The 15,429-nt window shown below is 60.5% G+C and carries 13 protein-coding genes and 1 pseudogene; 6 read left to right on the forward strand and 8 right to left on the reverse strand.

Annotated features, from left to right (window positions below):
- Positions 1 to 29 precede the first annotated feature (29 nt).
- From RLQ26_04940 to RLQ26_04965, 6 genes are all read right to left on the reverse strand, one after another.
- Complete coding sequence (locus RLQ26_04940; GenBank protein ID MEQ9088071.1) at positions 30 to 416, reverse strand: MaoC/PaaZ C-terminal domain-containing protein; 387 nt, start codon at positions 414 to 416, stop codon at positions 30 to 32.
- Between the two features lie 44 nt (positions 417 to 460).
- A complete protein-coding gene (locus RLQ26_04945) occupies positions 461 to 709 on the reverse strand; it encodes an acyl carrier protein (protein ID MEQ9088072.1) in 249 nt (82 codons plus the stop codon).
- Between the two features lie 60 nt (positions 710 to 769).
- A complete protein-coding gene (locus tag RLQ26_04950) occupies positions 770 to 1,921 on the reverse strand; it encodes a hypothetical protein (protein ID MEQ9088073.1) in 1,152 nt (383 codons plus the stop codon).
- Positions 1,922 to 2,049: 128 nt separating this feature from the next.
- Positions 2,050 to 3,273 (reverse strand): MBOAT family O-acyltransferase, encoded by a 1,224-nt coding sequence (locus RLQ26_04955; GenBank protein ID MEQ9088074.1) that lies wholly within the window; start codon positions 3,271 to 3,273, stop codon positions 2,050 to 2,052.
- A gap of 110 nt (positions 3,274 to 3,383) precedes the next feature.
- Positions 3,384 to 4,649: a transglutaminase-like domain-containing protein gene (locus RLQ26_04960; protein MEQ9088075.1), complete on the reverse strand. Its 1,266-nt coding sequence runs from the start codon at positions 4,647 to 4,649 to the stop codon at positions 3,384 to 3,386.
- Between the two features lie 26 nt (positions 4,650 to 4,675).
- Positions 4,676 to 5,239: a hypothetical protein gene (locus RLQ26_04965; protein MEQ9088076.1), complete on the reverse strand. Its 564-nt coding sequence runs from the start codon at positions 5,237 to 5,239 to the stop codon at positions 4,676 to 4,678.
- A 381-nt stretch (positions 5,240 to 5,620) separates the two neighbouring features.
- Here RLQ26_04965 and RLQ26_04970 point away from each other — a divergent pair, with 381 nt between their 5' ends.
- The 3 genes from RLQ26_04970 to RLQ26_04980 all read left to right on the forward strand — a co-directional run bounded on the left by RLQ26_04970 (position 5,621) and on the right by RLQ26_04980 (position 10,810).
- A complete protein-coding gene (locus tag RLQ26_04970) occupies positions 5,621 to 7,624 on the forward strand; it encodes a hypothetical protein (protein ID MEQ9088077.1) in 2,004 nt (667 codons plus the stop codon).
- A 49-nt stretch (positions 7,625 to 7,673) separates the two neighbouring features.
- Positions 7,674 to 9,167 (forward strand): hypothetical protein, encoded by a 1,494-nt coding sequence (locus RLQ26_04975; GenBank protein MEQ9088078.1) that lies wholly within the window; start codon positions 7,674 to 7,676, stop codon positions 9,165 to 9,167.
- Between the two features lie 281 nt (positions 9,168 to 9,448).
- A complete protein-coding gene (locus RLQ26_04980) occupies positions 9,449 to 10,810 on the forward strand; it encodes a DEAD/DEAH box helicase (GenBank protein ID MEQ9088079.1) in 1,362 nt (453 codons plus the stop codon).
- A gap of 138 nt (positions 10,811 to 10,948) precedes the next feature.
- Here RLQ26_04980 and RLQ26_04985 read toward each other — a convergent pair.
- Positions 10,949 to 11,140, reverse strand: a pseudogene (locus RLQ26_04985) (alcohol dehydrogenase catalytic domain-containing protein).
- A 58-nt stretch (positions 11,141 to 11,198) separates the two neighbouring features.
- The gene (locus RLQ26_04990; protein ID MEQ9088080.1) at positions 11,199 to 11,477 is read right to left on the reverse strand and encodes a helix-turn-helix domain-containing protein; all 279 of its coding nucleotides are present in this window, start codon (positions 11,475 to 11,477) and stop codon (positions 11,199 to 11,201) included.
- Positions 11,478 to 12,007: 530 nt separating this feature from the next.
- Between RLQ26_04990 and RLQ26_04995 the strand changes: the two genes are divergently transcribed.
- Genes RLQ26_04995 through RLQ26_05005 form a run of 3 tightly spaced genes read left to right on the forward strand, consistent with a single transcriptional unit; the run spans position 12,008 to position 15,412 of the window.
- On the forward strand, positions 12,008 to 14,521 hold the full coding sequence (locus tag RLQ26_04995; protein MEQ9088081.1) for a heavy metal translocating P-type ATPase: 2,514 nt from the start codon (positions 12,008 to 12,010) through the stop codon (positions 14,519 to 14,521).
- On the forward strand, positions 14,518 to 14,766 hold the full coding sequence (locus RLQ26_05000; protein ID MEQ9088082.1) for a DUF2933 domain-containing protein: 249 nt from the start codon (positions 14,518 to 14,520) through the stop codon (positions 14,764 to 14,766). Before RLQ26_04995 ends, RLQ26_05000 begins: the two co-directional genes overlap by 4 nt.
- The gene (locus RLQ26_05005; GenBank protein ID MEQ9088083.1) at positions 14,756 to 15,412 is read left to right on the forward strand and encodes an isoprenylcysteine carboxylmethyltransferase family protein; all 657 of its coding nucleotides are present in this window, start codon (positions 14,756 to 14,758) and stop codon (positions 15,410 to 15,412) included. Before RLQ26_05000 ends, RLQ26_05005 begins: the two co-directional genes overlap by 11 nt.
- Positions 15,413 to 15,429 lie beyond the last annotated feature (17 nt).

The raw sequence follows: 15,429 nt of genomic DNA on the forward strand, positions 1-15,429 counted from the left end.
TCATATACGGGACCCGGGAAGGCGCAAAGTCAGTCGGGCCCGTCCAGAAGTTTCGAGCCCGCCGTTCCGCTGGCGACGAGTTTGTCGCCGCACCTGACCTGAAACTTCAACTTGACCGTATGGGTGGCCTCTGACTTGTGCGTGATGGTTGCCTCCATCACCGCCTCTTCATCGACATACAAGGGCCGATTAAAATCAATTTTCCAACTGGTTGCCAACCCAAAGTCGCCGGGAAGATACATCCCCACCAGATTGGACAGCCGCGCGACGGTCAATGCCCCGTACACGACAACATCTTCAAAACCCCTGGCGCGCGCAAATGCGCGATCCATGTGTATGCGGCTGCGGTCGCCGGAGAGCTCCGCGAACTTTTCCATGTCGTCCCGGGACACCGAGAACGGCACGGTCACGGCCATGTCCTGCTGTATCTGATCCCACGTCAGTATATTGGGCCTGACCGTCAACCCGCCGTCCTTTTCTGGATCACTTTGACGAATTCCCCGACGTTGTTCAGGTTGGCGATTTCCCCTGACGAGAACTGAATGCCGAACTCTTCCTCGACGGCCACGACGAGACGGATGTTGCTGAGACTGTCCCAGGCCGGCACCTCGGCAGCGGTCATCTCCGGATGCGGCACAATATCGTCGTCATCGAAGACATCCCTGAAAACAGGCGTCAAGCGCTTGTAAACCTCTTCAGTCTCAATCATTTGAACCAAAACCTTCCTTAACGAAGCGATCGGGGCGCTCTCAAGGCTCGCCGGGGCGCCCTATTTTTCCTGGTTGCTGATAATCAGTGCCGTGGCCTGTGGCAAGAGGCTATCGGCAAGCTCGGCATATCCCGCGGCGTTCAGATGCACGTGGTCCAGAAACATGCCCGGTTTCAGGGACTCCAGCGCCGGATGATATCCGATATACCGGCCGTCCGCGTGATCTTCGATATGGCGCCGCAGCACCTCCAAATCCTGCTGGTGCTTCGACACGTCCACAATCTGCCGCAGAACGCCCGGGTTTTCCGTCGCATAAAAGATCAGCGTGGGCTGACGGGTCGCAGACAGAAACTCCAGCATGTACTGCAGGGCCGCAAGCTGGCGATTATCACCCTCAAGACGGATTGCGCTGTAACGCCTCTTCGCCTTGATCATAAGAATCGCCCGCTCCGAACGCTCCTCCTTGCGTGTCATCTCCGGGACGCCGCCCTTGAACCAGAGATCGATCTTCGTGCGAAGATTCCGCGTGAAGTTCACGGGCTCGCCATCCAGCAGGTGCCACTGCAGGAAATCGGAAACGCGGTGGAGAAACCAGTACCCGGAGACGGTATCGTCAATCACCGAGGACAGGCGGGCGCCCTTTCCGCCCGTCGTGAGGCGACCGTTCCCCGAGATTTCCATGTCGTTGAGCCAGGGCCGGGTTTCCGCTTCTCCCGCCTCCTCGAAATCGTCCGAGAAGGAACGCAGGCTCAGATCAAACAGCAGCAGATCCGGCTTGTAGGGCTGAATGATCCGGACGAGGTTTTCCAGATCCTGCGGCAGGGCACCGTTCATGCCGAGGTTCAGAACCATCAGGTCCCGATCAGGAAAGGACCCCGCCAGCCGCTCCTGAAGTTGCCGCGAAATCACGTGTCTCCGCCAGTCGTCGTCGCCGTGTGCCTCCATCGACCGGCCATAAACCAGCGAATCCCCGAGGATGATCACCTTGATCCCGTCAAACTCGCGCAACGCCTCGAGCTTTGCGTAGAGCACGCTCGGCGTTTGAATATCGACGATCCTGAACAGCGTCTGGTTCTGCGAGAACCAGACGCGCACGGCGGCATCGATCACTCCAATGCAGAGCAGGACGAGCACGACGACCTTCGCCAGCGCCACCAGATTGTGCAAATGGCCCGGGCGAGCGTTCTCTGTGACTGGCGTGTCCTGTGCCATGCCGACCCTGTCCAGCTAGAAGTTCTGATACACGAAAAATGTCTGGCCCGAATTCATCAGGAGCAGAATTGCGGCTATCTTAAGGGCCAGCCAGAAGCTGCTGATGAGGAGCCCGGTTCTGTTATTCATCACCTAAATCCCAGCATTCTGCCGAAAATACCGCCCCACTCGGAGGCCGACGTCAGCCACAGCGTCAAACTCACCGAAACGAACGAATACACCATAAGGCGCTTGGCATAGACGGTCGCGACGTTCGGACCCTGCCCGGCCGCCGCCGATGCCTTGAAGATCTTCTTGTATGCCTGGCTCAGGGCGAGAGCGCCGCCATGAAGGATGCCGAAGACCAGGAAACCGACCGTGGTCCCATGCCACATGGCGATGAGCACCATGGAGAAGAAATACGAGGCAACCACCAGGGCGAACTGGTACTGGCGCCGGACGTTTTTAAAAACATAAACGTTTATCGGCGTGAAAATGTAATCCTTCACCAGGCTGCTGAGCGACATATGCCAGCGCTCCCAGAACTCCTGGATGTTGGTGGAGTGGAACGGCCGATTGAAATTCTCGACCACCCTGAACCCCATCAGCATCGCGAGCCCGATGACAATGTCGCAATATCCACTGAAATCCAGATAGATCAGAAGCAACTGCGACATCACGCCGAGCCACAGAACCGGTACAGACATGTCCATAGGATTGTCGAATGCCAGGATGCCGAACACGGACAGGTTATCGGCAATCACGAATTTCTTGATCATGCCGTTAGCGATACGGTGCAGGGCCGGCATCACCAGATCCGGGTTCCACTGCGGTTGCGTCATCTGGGTTTCGAAACGCCGATAGCGTTCGATCGGACCGGCCAGTATGAGTGGGAAAAACAGGATGTAGTTGCAGTAACGCAAAAGGCCGGGTTCTTCGATGAACTCGACCTCCATAAGGTAACTGATACTCCTGAATACCATGTAGGAGATGCCGATGATCTGGACCGTCACATAGTAAAACGGGTTAACGGACGAAAATAACGAACCGTCCCGAACCAGAAACAGGAATGCCCACAAGCCAACGACGCTGACGCCAAGGATTGCCGAAGCCCGAGAGGCTTCGGCGCGCAACCGCCACCGTCCGATGAAATAGGTGAGGACGATGAACGACACCAGAATGCCGACGGTTTCAACGTTAACGAAGAAGGCCGATATGAAATAAATATTGAAGGCCAGGAGAGTAATATTCCTGGCCGTTGCCTTGCCCAGCAGGTTCATCGCGATGACGGCCAGGATCGCGAACAGCAGGAATTCCCAGCTGTTGATCGCAAATCCCGACAGGGAGTCTCCATTAGCGTCAAATACGGGCATCAGGGACTCGTTTCCTGCGTATCGGGTATCGGGCGGGAGTGACTGGCACGGACCTGTGTCAGCCGGTTGCCGGAGCGGCCGGCCAGGCGGGACCAGCGCTGCGGCACCATCTACCGGGCAGCGGGAAGGATTTCAATCTTGTCGATAAAGAGACCACGATTCGGACCCCGAAAATCATACCCCATGGCAAGCCTGCACCCGCCTGTATCCCCACATCGAAAATCGACAGACCATGTCGCCGGGCTCGATTTCCACAATCTTTCCGTCGTCTTGCTTTCCGTCGTCTCGAACTCCGCCCCGCGCTCTATGACGGCCGTATCGCTTTTCGCCCAAAACTTCAAATCCCCCTGACTCGCCCGGTAACTATGGATATTAAGCCGGTAGAGGCGGTCGGGCGTCGGGTTTATGAACTCCCATTCAAGGCTGAACGTGTCCCTGTGTGTCCCGAGTGAGCGCCCCATCTCGCCGCTGATGCCCATCTCCCGTCCATCCGAGGTCACGTCGGCAAACGCGCCGTCAATTTCGCCCAGGACGAGTCCGTCGGGATGCTCCGACAGATCGACCTGCGGGAAAAGTACCTTCATGTCGTCCCCGCGCCAGAACCCGTAGGTCCTGGCGTTGCGGATGTAGTCCACGGTGTAAACCTGCTTCATACGCTCATTGTTGTTGACGCGCCGACCACCTTCCCGATTTTCACTGATGTAGCGATCGATGGTCTTCTGGAAAACGACCATGTTTTCGTGAGCCGTCTCGGGATCCTGCTTGATCTCCTCCCAGGACATCACATGGTCACCCCGCATGAAGACGCCGGCATATGTGACGTCGAACATGTGCCATGCCCCGTCATAGTAAACCTGCGCAACACTGTGAGCGCCGAAATTCCTGTTGAAGTTGTAGATGTTGAAAACGCCGGCGGGAATGTTTGCGAACTTGAGCATTTCCACGAACATGCGTGTCTTGGCGCCGCACCGGCCAACCCGGTTGGAGAACCACGCCAGCGGGTCCCGACCGTAATCGCTGGCCCGGTCGTTGCGGATATTCGAGGATACCCATAATGCCAGACGCATGGTTTTTTCGGCATCCGTTGTGGCGCCATCCAGGATCCGCTCGACATTGGTCGCCATATCGGATGTGAGAAGCTCCGTCCGGAGCCTGGCGATCTGCTCCAGATTCCGCCTGTTGGCGGCCTGCAGTTCCTGCCTGAGTTCGGCAATCTCGCCCCGCCCGGGCTGCTTATCCCCAGCCCTGACCGACCGCTCGACTTGAGCGCTCAGGATCTCGTAGCCGGCAAGATACATCAGCGCCGAAGAGATCAGCGTCGCAATGACGAGGATAATGAGGACGCTTCCGATATTTTTGGGGTTCAGGTTAAACATTCGTTTTTATCTGATCTTTCCCGGATCTATTGAGCGGTGAGCGCGTCCATATCTAGGAGGTTCTTTTCAAGCACGAGGAGGCCCTCGTCACTTGTCCTGAACAGAAGCGATCCGTAGTACCTGAACGAATCGGGATCGGCCGTATCGTATTCATCGGCGCTGAAGATGGAAACGTAGTCGATCTCGACGCTGGTGAGGTCAGAGAAATACTCCTCGTTGCAGATATAACGAGTGCCCAGCATCTTCCCCGTGTCCACAAAGGCAGCGACACGGCTTTCGACGTCGCGATCGACCAGTTGATCCCATGCGGGCTGAACATCGAGGGCAATGTACAGGACCTCACCATCCTTCTCGGGTGTCACATCCCGGAAGTCGATGTGCAGCGCATCGGCGAGTTCCAGCGGAGCTTCGCACGCGATGCCGGGGGAATTCTTTTTGCCGCCCCCGGCAAGCGCCGCGCCCTGTCCGGCCAGCGACAGGGTCACCATCACCGCCAGCCCGAGCAGAGCGGTCCGGGATATCTGGAAGGTATTGCGGGCGGCGCAAAGAACGCCGGCGGGCCGAACGGCCTTGTTTGGCTTGTGAACCACTTTCAAACCTGCTCTATCGCGGCGCCTTTGCGCCTCTTGCGGCCGGGCCGGGTTTTCCGGAGTATAGCGGCCGCGTTCCACCACAATCCGCTTTTGCGGCGACAATAGAGGGGAGGCGGTCGACCACGGTTTTGCCGCCACAAGCTATCAAATTACGCGTTGATCCATCAAGTTAGACTTTACCTCCGCATGAGGCGAAACGGCTGGATTGCCCGACAAAAATCGGGGGAAAGTCGAGAAGGCCCTTACCCCCCCTTGGGACCAGGCGCCTATTCTGGCATACCAGGATGGCCGCGGCGGGAAGCGGCCACGCGGCCGGCCTTCGGCCCGGCCGGATTGCCGCGATCTGGCTGTCTGGCTGTCTGGTGAGGAGAATTCGGAATGCCATCTCGATTTTTGTGGCGGATGAAACAGCGTTTCATCTCCCTCCCCATCCCGCGCACCGCGCTTCTGATTGCAACAGGCCTCGCGGCAATATTTCTCGTCCCCATGTTTTCCGTTTCGGCGGAATCCTACCGAAACACGCTCTCCTTCATCGATTCCGTCGATCCTTATCAAAAAGAGGGACTTGTCGAGATTTACGGCGGAGAGCTGCGCCTGCCCAAGGACGGGCCCGTCGGCATAAAATCCGCCCAGTTTCAGATACTCGATTCACACGCCCTCCTGGTCTGGAGCCAGGGCCGCTTTCCGGCCGACGGCGCGACACATCTGGAGCTGAGGTTTGAGCGCCCGGTCCCCGCGCGGCTCCCCTTCAGGGTCGGAATCGCGCTCAGGAACGGAGAGGTGCATACTTTTTATCCGAAGGATCAATTCACTTTTCCGGATCCGAGTTCTGTCGGGCCCTATCTTCGCAACATCCCCGACGAGTTGATCGCGGGCCTGGAAAAACAGGGGGAGCCGACCAGCCTGGAGAAAATCGGGGAAGGCCTTTACCGCGCGCCCCTCGCCGATCTGCGCCTTGATTCCGCCGATCCCGGCACCGGGATCGACTATTTCTTCATCGAGTGGGTCGGCGCACAAGGCCAGACAGTTTCTATCCGGAATCTCGGCCTTGTGACTCTTTTGGACGAACCCGGACCGGATACGATCGACGTCAAAGGCCGGGTCATCGGAAATGCCGAGCCGGGAACGCCGGTGCGGATGCTGTCTGAAGCCGGCGAAACGAGATCGTCGGCCTTGGCGGCCGATATGGAATTTACTTTTGCGGATGTTCCCGCTGACAGCCGGGTTTCAATCTGGCTTCGCGAGGCGGAGACCGATTTCTTTGTCACCCATGGCCGCTGGATCGAGGCGGCGACCGCCCAGGGCCGGCTGGTTATCGATACCCGCCCCCGGATATCCCTCTCGCAAGAGGTCACGAATCCCGAAAAACCCAAGCCGCCGCCACGCGACCTGTCGCGCCCCAATAGCAGCCTGTTCCCGAGAAAGAGCAAGTATTTTGGCCTGAGGGTCCCGCATTCGCGCCAGCTCTATACGGGCATCCCGGGGAAGGTCACGGAATTCCACAACGTCACCTTCGCCAATAATTATGGATATTTTGACCGGGACAGGTTTTTCGACAATCCGGACGGCTGTTTCCGGGCCGTCGTGATGGGGCCGAGCACGATCACCAACATCATGCACCGGACGACGGAGAAGTTTAATGTTCTGCTCGAGGCGGAGCTGGGCGTCCGACTGCAAAAATGTGCGGAAATCATCGCCGCCGGCCAGGGCGGCGCGCCACCCTCCAACCACTACCAGCGCATGGAAACCTATGTTCGCGCCTTCAAGCCGGATGTGGTTCTGATCGAGGTGGAGGTGGGGACGCTGACGTTTCTGCACCCGATCCTTCAGCAGAAGATATTGGGCGTCGATCCGGAGCATCCCCGATGGGGCGCCGTCTATTACGATGAGGGAGGCCGGCTCCAGTTCCGGCCCAGGGATGTGCGATATCGCCGCCACCTGACGCCCAGGGACATGTCTCCATTGAAGAGCGACGTCCTGCCCAACCAGGCGCTCCTGATACCGTACGATCGGATGCCGCCGGAAGGCCGGGAAACGTTTGCCATTTTTCGCGATTTTCTGGACAAGCTGAAGCGGGAAAACCCGGATATACGTTTTATCCTGTTTTCATTCCATGCCCAGATCCGGGCGGCGCAGGACCCCTCGACCGGCCGGCAGCCCCACGCGCTTGAAAACGGCGAGACAACAGAATTGGGATTCGAGATTTTCGCCGAGAATGTCCGGCGCTTCTGCGAGGAGAATGATTTCGAGTGCATTGTCCCGCCCCTCCCCTCCGGCATCGAGGACGAGGATCGCTACCTCACCTGGCGGTACGACAACCACCTGTCCTACCGGGGTCAGCAATGGCTGTCGCATATGCTGACGGACGCGCTCGCACCCTGAACCATTGCAACTCCTGCCCTCCGGACTTCCCGGATAGAGAGATCTGGCCGTGACCAAGAAGGCTCTGTTTATCGCATTCCTGACACTCCTCACGATCGGGGGCGCCTATTTCGCGACCGTAACCTGGTGGAGTCCGACCGGCGATCATGACGCAGAGCCGGCGGAAGCGAGCGTCCGGGGGGGGCGCCTCGTGGTGGATCCCGGCACGACGCTCCCCCTGACCACCCTCTTCGATATTCCTCAAAGCATTCTCTCGCGGATCGAGACGATCGAGGTCAGGCGCGCCGCCGGAAGAGGCGGTCAGATCATCCAAGACAACGCGCCGGTCGCACAAAACAGGAAAGCCGTCTCGCTTTCCCGCGAGGACCTCCCCACCGTCAGCGTCCACATGGGAGATGGACATACCCAGATTTTCGCCCTGCGTTATGCCGCCGGCAACAGCTGGTCGAAATGGCACTCGGGTGCCCTGATCAACAAGGTGATCAGGGACGAGACGGAACGCGTCGACAGAATAAACGCGGAAATTCTGGAAATTCTGAGAGACGGCGAGGACCGCGATCACCTCGTCCAGGCCCTGCATGCGAAATGCCAGGCGTGGATGCCTCAATATGTCTCATTTCTGGAAGCCGCCTCGGAAGGCGGTTATGCCATGGTGCCGCTGGAGGCGTTCGAGGACTCCGGCACGGACGGCAATCTCCTCTACATGCGCCATGATATCCATGTGCGCGACATCGCCGGCGGGGCCTGCATGATGGTCCTTGAAGGCCGGCGTGGCGTGAGCTCCAGCATGCATCTGCACTGGAATGCGGCGGCGCGGCAGGACGCGGCCCGTGATGATTTCCTGCTTCTGAAGAAGCTTGAAGGTTTTGGACATCGCTGGGGCCTGCATCTGAGCCCGGCTGATTCCTATCTGTGGTTCAAGCACTGCCCCGACTACACGCAGCAGAATGACAGATGCCTGAGACCTTTTGTGGACAGGCTTGTCGGCTCCCGTGATTTCAAGGAGGCCGCCAGGAGCGAGTACTGGTACGAGCCGTTCCCCGGATACAGGGTTCTCAAGGACGCGGACCGCTTCGCGCCCGGCCTCGTACGTGACCTTGTTACCGGCGGCAGAAACCGCTTTGCCGACGCCCTCGCCAGCCTGCGCGAGGCCTTTTCGCCGGTCTCGTCCTGGTCGTCGCATGGCGGCATGACCCTGCAAAAACAGGCCCTGCGGATGCGGCGGGAGAAAGACACGCCAACACAACAGATCGGGGAATTCGTCGGGATGATCGGTCAGGGCCACACATTCCTTGGCCTCGAATGGGCGACAAAACACGGCGCCGGGATCGAGCCCTATCAGATGATGTCGCGATACGGGCTCGACTATCTGACCGACTCGATCACGACGCGTGTCAGCGGCGCCTGTTTCGAGGCGCGGCTCCGCGAGATCATGGCCAGGGGCGAGCCCTTCCACGTCCTGGTCCACCCCTATTTGTGGCTCTACGGACTGCCCGGGCAGGACCCGTCAGAACCCTGCGAGCGTATCGGCGCCACGTATTAGGCGCCCGGACAGGAAACCCCTTGGCGATTTCGGTTGCCAAGGGAGAGAGAACGTGCGAGACAGGCGCCGTGCTCGCCGGGTGTAGGTGACGATCATTCGTCAACGGCGACCATTAACCGAGCAACCTTCCCCGCGTATTGATCGTTGCCTTGGACACCGCGCCCCGAACAGGCGGCGCACCAAGCAGGCAGCTGACCTACGCCACGCTCCCTCCCTTAGAGAAAACCCCCGCTTGCGGCCGGCATGAGCCCGGCGCGCAACCAGAAATTGAGAGTATTCCTTTGAAAAAGTTCACCGAGCTCGGCCTTGCCGAGCCCCTCCTTCGCGCCATCACGGCAGAAGGCTATACCCGGCCAACGCCAATCCAGGCAGAGCTGATCCCCGTGCTGCTCGCCGGGCGCGACGCCGTCGGCATCGCCCAGACCGGCACCGGCAAGACGGCGGCCTTTGTGCTGCCGTTACTGAACCGCCTTGCCGGCGATCGCCTGCCGCGCCTGCCAAAATCCTGCCGGGCCCTGATCCTGGCGCCGACCCGCGAGCTTGCGGCGCAAATCGCGGACAACATCCGCACCTACGGCCGACATGTTCGCCCGCAGGTCGCAGTCATCGTCGGCGGGACGCGGCCAGGCCCTCAGATTCGCAGCATGGCGCCTGGCGTCGATATCCTGGTCGCCACGCCGGGGCGGCTGCTCGACCACATGTCAAGCGGCGCTGTGCGCCTCGAAGGCGTGAGCACACTTATCCTCGATGAGGCGGACCAGATGCTTGACCTGGGGTTCCTGCCGGCGATCCGGCGGATCGTGGCCAGGGCACCGTCGAAAAGGCAGACCGTCCTCCTGTCGGCCACCATGCCCGGACCCATCCGGGCGCTTGCGAACGACTTTCTCCGTGCGCCGGCGGAAATCTCCGTCACACCGGCCTCACGTCCGATCGAGCGCATCGAGCAGAAGGTAATTCACGTGCCGCATCCGGCGAAACGCCGGGTGCTGGTGGAGGTGCTGAGGGACCGGGCTGTGGAGCGGGCCATCGTCTTCACCCGCACCAAGCGCGGGGCCGACCGCGTGACCCAACACCTGATGAAGGCGGGGATCGACGCCGCCGCGATCCATGGGGACAAGAGCCAGGGCCAGCGCGAACGGGCGCTCGGCGCGTTCCGGAGCGGAAAGACCATTATCCTGGTAGCGACCGACATTGCGGCCCGCGGGATCGATGTCGACGACGTCTCGCACGTCGTCAACTACGAGCTGCCAAATGTTCCCGAGGCTTACGTCCATCGCATCGGGCGCACGGCACGGGCGGGCAAGAATGGCGTGGCGGTGTCGTTGTGCGACGTCGGAGAACGTCCCTATCTCCGTGACATTGAGAAGCTGATCGGCCGCGCGATCGAGGTGTCGGGGGACATTCGTCCTGCGCCCGGCGATGAGGCGACCCCGCGCCTCCCGGGCCGGCAGCCGGAGAAGTCACGGCACAAGGAACAGCAGCACAAATCGCAACAGAAGAAGAAAAACGGGCAGCGGAACGCCGGCCGTGGTCGCGGCCGCAACAATCCGGGAGGTTCTTCGGGGGCCCCGGGCCGCCCCGCGCGGGCGCCTCAGTCGAACAGACGGCGGCGCGCGGGCTCGGGATCGAGCGCAGCCAGGTAAGAGCGAAACCCCGCGCGCGACCGGCCGACCGGTCCGGTCACGACGCGTGGCGATACCCTTGCGTCAATGGAAGCCAGCGACGAAGGTTGTGGGCGTGAGGGTGGCGTGGACATCGTGCGGCCGAACCCAGCTTCCCGATAACCCGACCGGCTCGTGGCCGATCGCCAGGCCCTTCTCGACCGGATATTCGCCTTTCAGGATATGGACGTCGGTGCCGCAGATCGTAGTGGTGGTGATGCGGATCAGCGCGTCGAGCGGTCCTACATCGGGCAGGGGTTTCTCGTCCAGCACGATACGGTTCGGCTCCACGAAGACAGCACATTTCATCATCTGGGTCTTAGCCGCATCCTCCTAAGCAATATACACCGTCCACCAACCGACCGTTCTGCTACGGTCTATCGATCTTGTCGGATCCTGAGCCTGTTTCATCTGCCGGCGTAGCATGCATATCGTGGTCTCGAGGCCGGTTGGCAAGCCTGTCCAAGTAGCTCTCCAGGTCTTCGGCGGCGATCCGCCACTCCCGGCCGACGTTGATGCCACGGAGATCGGCACCCTTGATCCAGGCGCAAACGGCTGATCCGCCGACCTTGAGTAGGTTGGCCACCTCTTTGACCGAGGGAAACTGGCGCGTCAGCACATGAGGGTATACGAGTTCATCTAGACGCATTTGACGTTATAAGATGCGACTTCTGCGCTCTTTGATGCAGGCTCAAGGTCGTTCATGGATGGAGCAATGAGGCAGATTGCACCACGGCGGCGGTTCCTGGCGCGCTGGGATTGATCGAGCGGCCTTTCGATTCACTTCATTCGAAATACTCGATATCGATCATGTGTTTTCACGAAGCCCCTCATCCATAGAGCGAGGGAAAAGGCTATGGTAACATTTCGCAATATGTAGGACCTGTTTGAGTGAATATTGCTTTCTGATCCAATGCATTAAAGGGAGCACTTGACCATGTCGGAAGATAGCGGGCGGCCCCTGACGGAAATGGGCCCTGAAAAATCGAGGGGGCCGCGGACTCTTCTGCAGTGGGTTTGCGCTCTTGTCGGGACCGCAGCTGCGGTGGTCATTCTGTGGGTGCTCGGATTGACCGTGTGGTCGGCCATGGCGCTGCTGTTCTTGATCGCATGCCCGCTCGTGGTGGTCTGGATTCTGGTGCTTCAACGGCGCCTGAAAACGCGATCGGGGAACGGGCCATGAACGACAAAGCGTCCCCAACCGCCGCGGCCTGGACGGCAACACTGTATGTCCCCGGCATGGGCAGCGACCACTGCGCCGGCATCGTTTCCACCTCACTCAAGCGCGTGGACGGCGTGAGCGATGTGCGCACCAATATCGCGGCGCACCGTGTCGAGGTTCGCTTTGACATCGCGCGTGTCGACAAGGACGCCTTGCGAGCTGCGGTCGAGCGGGCGGGCTACGACGTCGATCGTGTGGATGCGGAAGATGGAGAAGCCGGCCGCGAGATTCGCTTAACCGTGCCAGGCATGGGCAGCGATCACTGTGCCGGTATCGTTTCGGAATCCATTCACCGGCTCTCGGGCATCAGCGAAATCGGCACAAATATCGCCAATCATCGCGTAACCGTTCGCTTCGATCCCGCACAAGCAAGTGCTGATACGATCAGAAACGCAGTTGAACGCGCGGGCTACGATGTCGCCGGCGTTGAAACGGTTGCAACAGCGACACCGTCTGCCGGAGAAGAAGCCGAGGAACGTTATCTTATCCAGGCATGGAAACGGCTGTGGATCGCCGCGGTTCCGACCACCCTGATCATGGTGCTAATGGCAGTCCACATGTTCTGGGTTCCGGTCCCGGGATATCTCGCCATCGTCGCAGTGCTCGCTTTTCCGGTGGTGTTCACTTACGGCGGTGTGGCCACTCACCGTTCGGCCTGGCGTTCGCTGACCAACCGCACGGCCAACATGGACGTGCTGATCTCAATGGGCAGCCTGCCACCCTATCTGATCGGTCTCGTCGGCTTCGTCTATCCGATGACCTCGTTCATCGAGATGGCCGCGACAATCATGACTTTCCACCTATTGGGCCGCTACCTCGAAACCCGGGCCAAGGGTCGGGCCTCCCAGGCGATCAAGCGGCTCATTACGATGGGCGCCAAGACGGCTGCTGTTCTACGCGCCGGCCAGGAAGTGGAGGTGCCTGTCGCGGAGTTGCAGGTCGGTGACATCATGGTGGTGCGTCCCGGCGCCAAGGTACCGACCGACGGGGAGATCATCGAGGGCAACAGCCATCTCGACGAGTCCATTGCCACCGGCGAATCCGTCCCCATCGAAAAGGGCCCGGGCGACCCAGTGATCGGCGCCACCATTAACAAGGAGGGCATGCTCAAGGTTCGCGCCGCCAAGGTGGGCGCAGATACATTCCTCTCGCAGGTAATCCGGCTCGTCGAAGAGGCACAGGGCTCCAAAGTCCCCATCCAGGAGTTCGCCGACCGCGTCACGGCGCGGTTCGTGCCGGCGGTGATCCTGATCAGCCTGGCGAGTCTCGTAATCTGGCTGCTGTTCGCGGAAGAGCTTCGGCCGATCCTAGCCTGGGGCGCCGGCTTCCTACCGTGGGTGGATCCGACCCTTGCACCGCTCATGGTCGCCATTTTGTCCGCCGTCGCGGTGCTGGTCATTGCCTGTCCCTGTGCGCTGGGGCTCGCCACACCGACTGCGATCATGGTCGGTTCCGGTCTGGGAGCGGAGCGCGGCATCCTGATCCGTTCGGGTGAAGCCATCCAAACACTGAAGGACGTCAAGGTCGTCGTTCTCGACAAGACCGGGACAATCACCGAAGGGCGCCCATCGCTGACCGACGTGATCGCGGCCGAGGGGTTCGATGAAAAAACGGTCCTTCGGGGGGCGGCGTCCGTCGAAGCCGGGTCGGAACATCCGCTGGGCCAGGCGATCGTTTCCGGTGCCAGGGAGCGCGGCCTGGATGTCCCTGCCGTCGAAGGCTTCAAGGCAATTACGGCGCGCGGCGTCGAGGGGCGGGCTGCTGGGCGCCTCGTCAGAGTGGGAAGCCGTCGGCTCCTCAACGAATCGGGCATCGAGCTTGGCTCGCTCGACGAAGCGCTGACGAGCCTCGAAACCGAAGGCAAGACGGCGATGCTGGTTGCCATCGAGGATCGGGCCGCGGGCATCGTCGCCGTCGCGGACACTATCAAGGCCGATTCGAAGGCCGCTATCGCCTCCCTGCACGAGATGGGTATCCTGGTTGCGATGGTGACGGGCGACAATGAACGCACGGCAAAGTTCGTGGCCTCGCAGGTCGGCATTGACGAGGTCATGGCGGGCGTGCTGCCGGAGGGCAAGGTCGAGGCCATCCGCGCGCTTCAACAGAAGCACGGCAACCACGTAGCGATGGTGGGCGACGGCATCAACGACGCACCGGCGCTCAAGCAGGCGAACGTCGGGATCGCGATCGGCGCAGGCGCGGACGTGGCCATCGAGGCCGCCGACGTCACGCTGGTCAAGGGAGAGCTGACAAAAGCTGTCGAGGCGATCCGCCTATCCAGGGCAACATTCGGAAAAATTCTCCAAAACCTGTTCTGGGCCTGGTTCTACAACGTCGCCGCGATCCCGGTCGCCGCCCTCGGTCTCCTCCACCCGATGGTGGGCGTTATTGCCATGACCGCGAGCTCGCTCTCCGTGATCGGTAATTCACTGCTGTTGAAGCGCGCGCGGATCGAGGTGCACAAGCCGTGACTGACAATCATTCGACGAAGCAAATCGAAGGTCCCAGGCGCTCGTTCTGGAATACGCCGGCCGGCTTCGCGCTCTGCGTCTTCCTAGCAATCGGTGGCGTGTTCATATGGCTGGAGCATCGCGCCCACATTCTGGGGGAATTGCCGCTGTTGCTACTCCTGATCATCTGCGTCGGCATGCATTTCTTCATGCATCGCGGTCACGGTGGCCACCGCGGAGGGGGCGCAGGTCGAGATGAACGGTGACGTGCCCGCTTACGGTCTGTGGTTCCTGGTCGTCATCAACGCGGCGATCTTCATTCTATTCGCGTTCAGCTTTTTCAGGCCACGGACCGCACACGACTGGCGCTCTCTGGGGGCATTTTCAGCCTTCATCGTCGCGTTGTTCGCCGAAATGTACGGGTTTCCGCTGACGCTCTACCTGCTCGCTGGCTGGCTCGGCAATCGATTCCCTGCGCTCGATCCGATGTCTCACGACGCCGGGCACCTCTGGCCGGCGTTGTTCGGTTGGTCGATGGACCCGCACTGGAGCCCATTCCATTTGCTGAGCTTCGTGTTCATCGGGGGCGGCTTCATCCTGATCGCCAAGGCCTGGCGTGTCCTTCACGACGCGCAACGGGAGGGAAAATTGGCCACGACCGGGCCCTATGCCCGGGTCCGACACCCCCAATACGTCGGCTTCGCCCTCATCATGATCGGATTCTTCCTGCAGTGGCCAACGCTGGTGACCGGACTGATGCTGCCGATCCTGCTCGTGATGTACTGGCGCCTCGCCCGGCGCGAGGAACGCGAGGTCGAGGCGGCCTTCGGCGATGCGTATCCCACCTATGCCCGTCGCGTTCCGGCGTTTTTCCCATCCCTAGTCTTGGCGTCGAAAGAGCGTGCTGCATGAAGCCGAGGCACGGCTTG

The organism is Alphaproteobacteria bacterium, assembly GCA_040220875.1.
In the GTDB taxonomy this organism is placed as follows: Bacteria; Pseudomonadota; Alphaproteobacteria; order JAVJVX01; family JAVJVX01; genus JAVJVX01.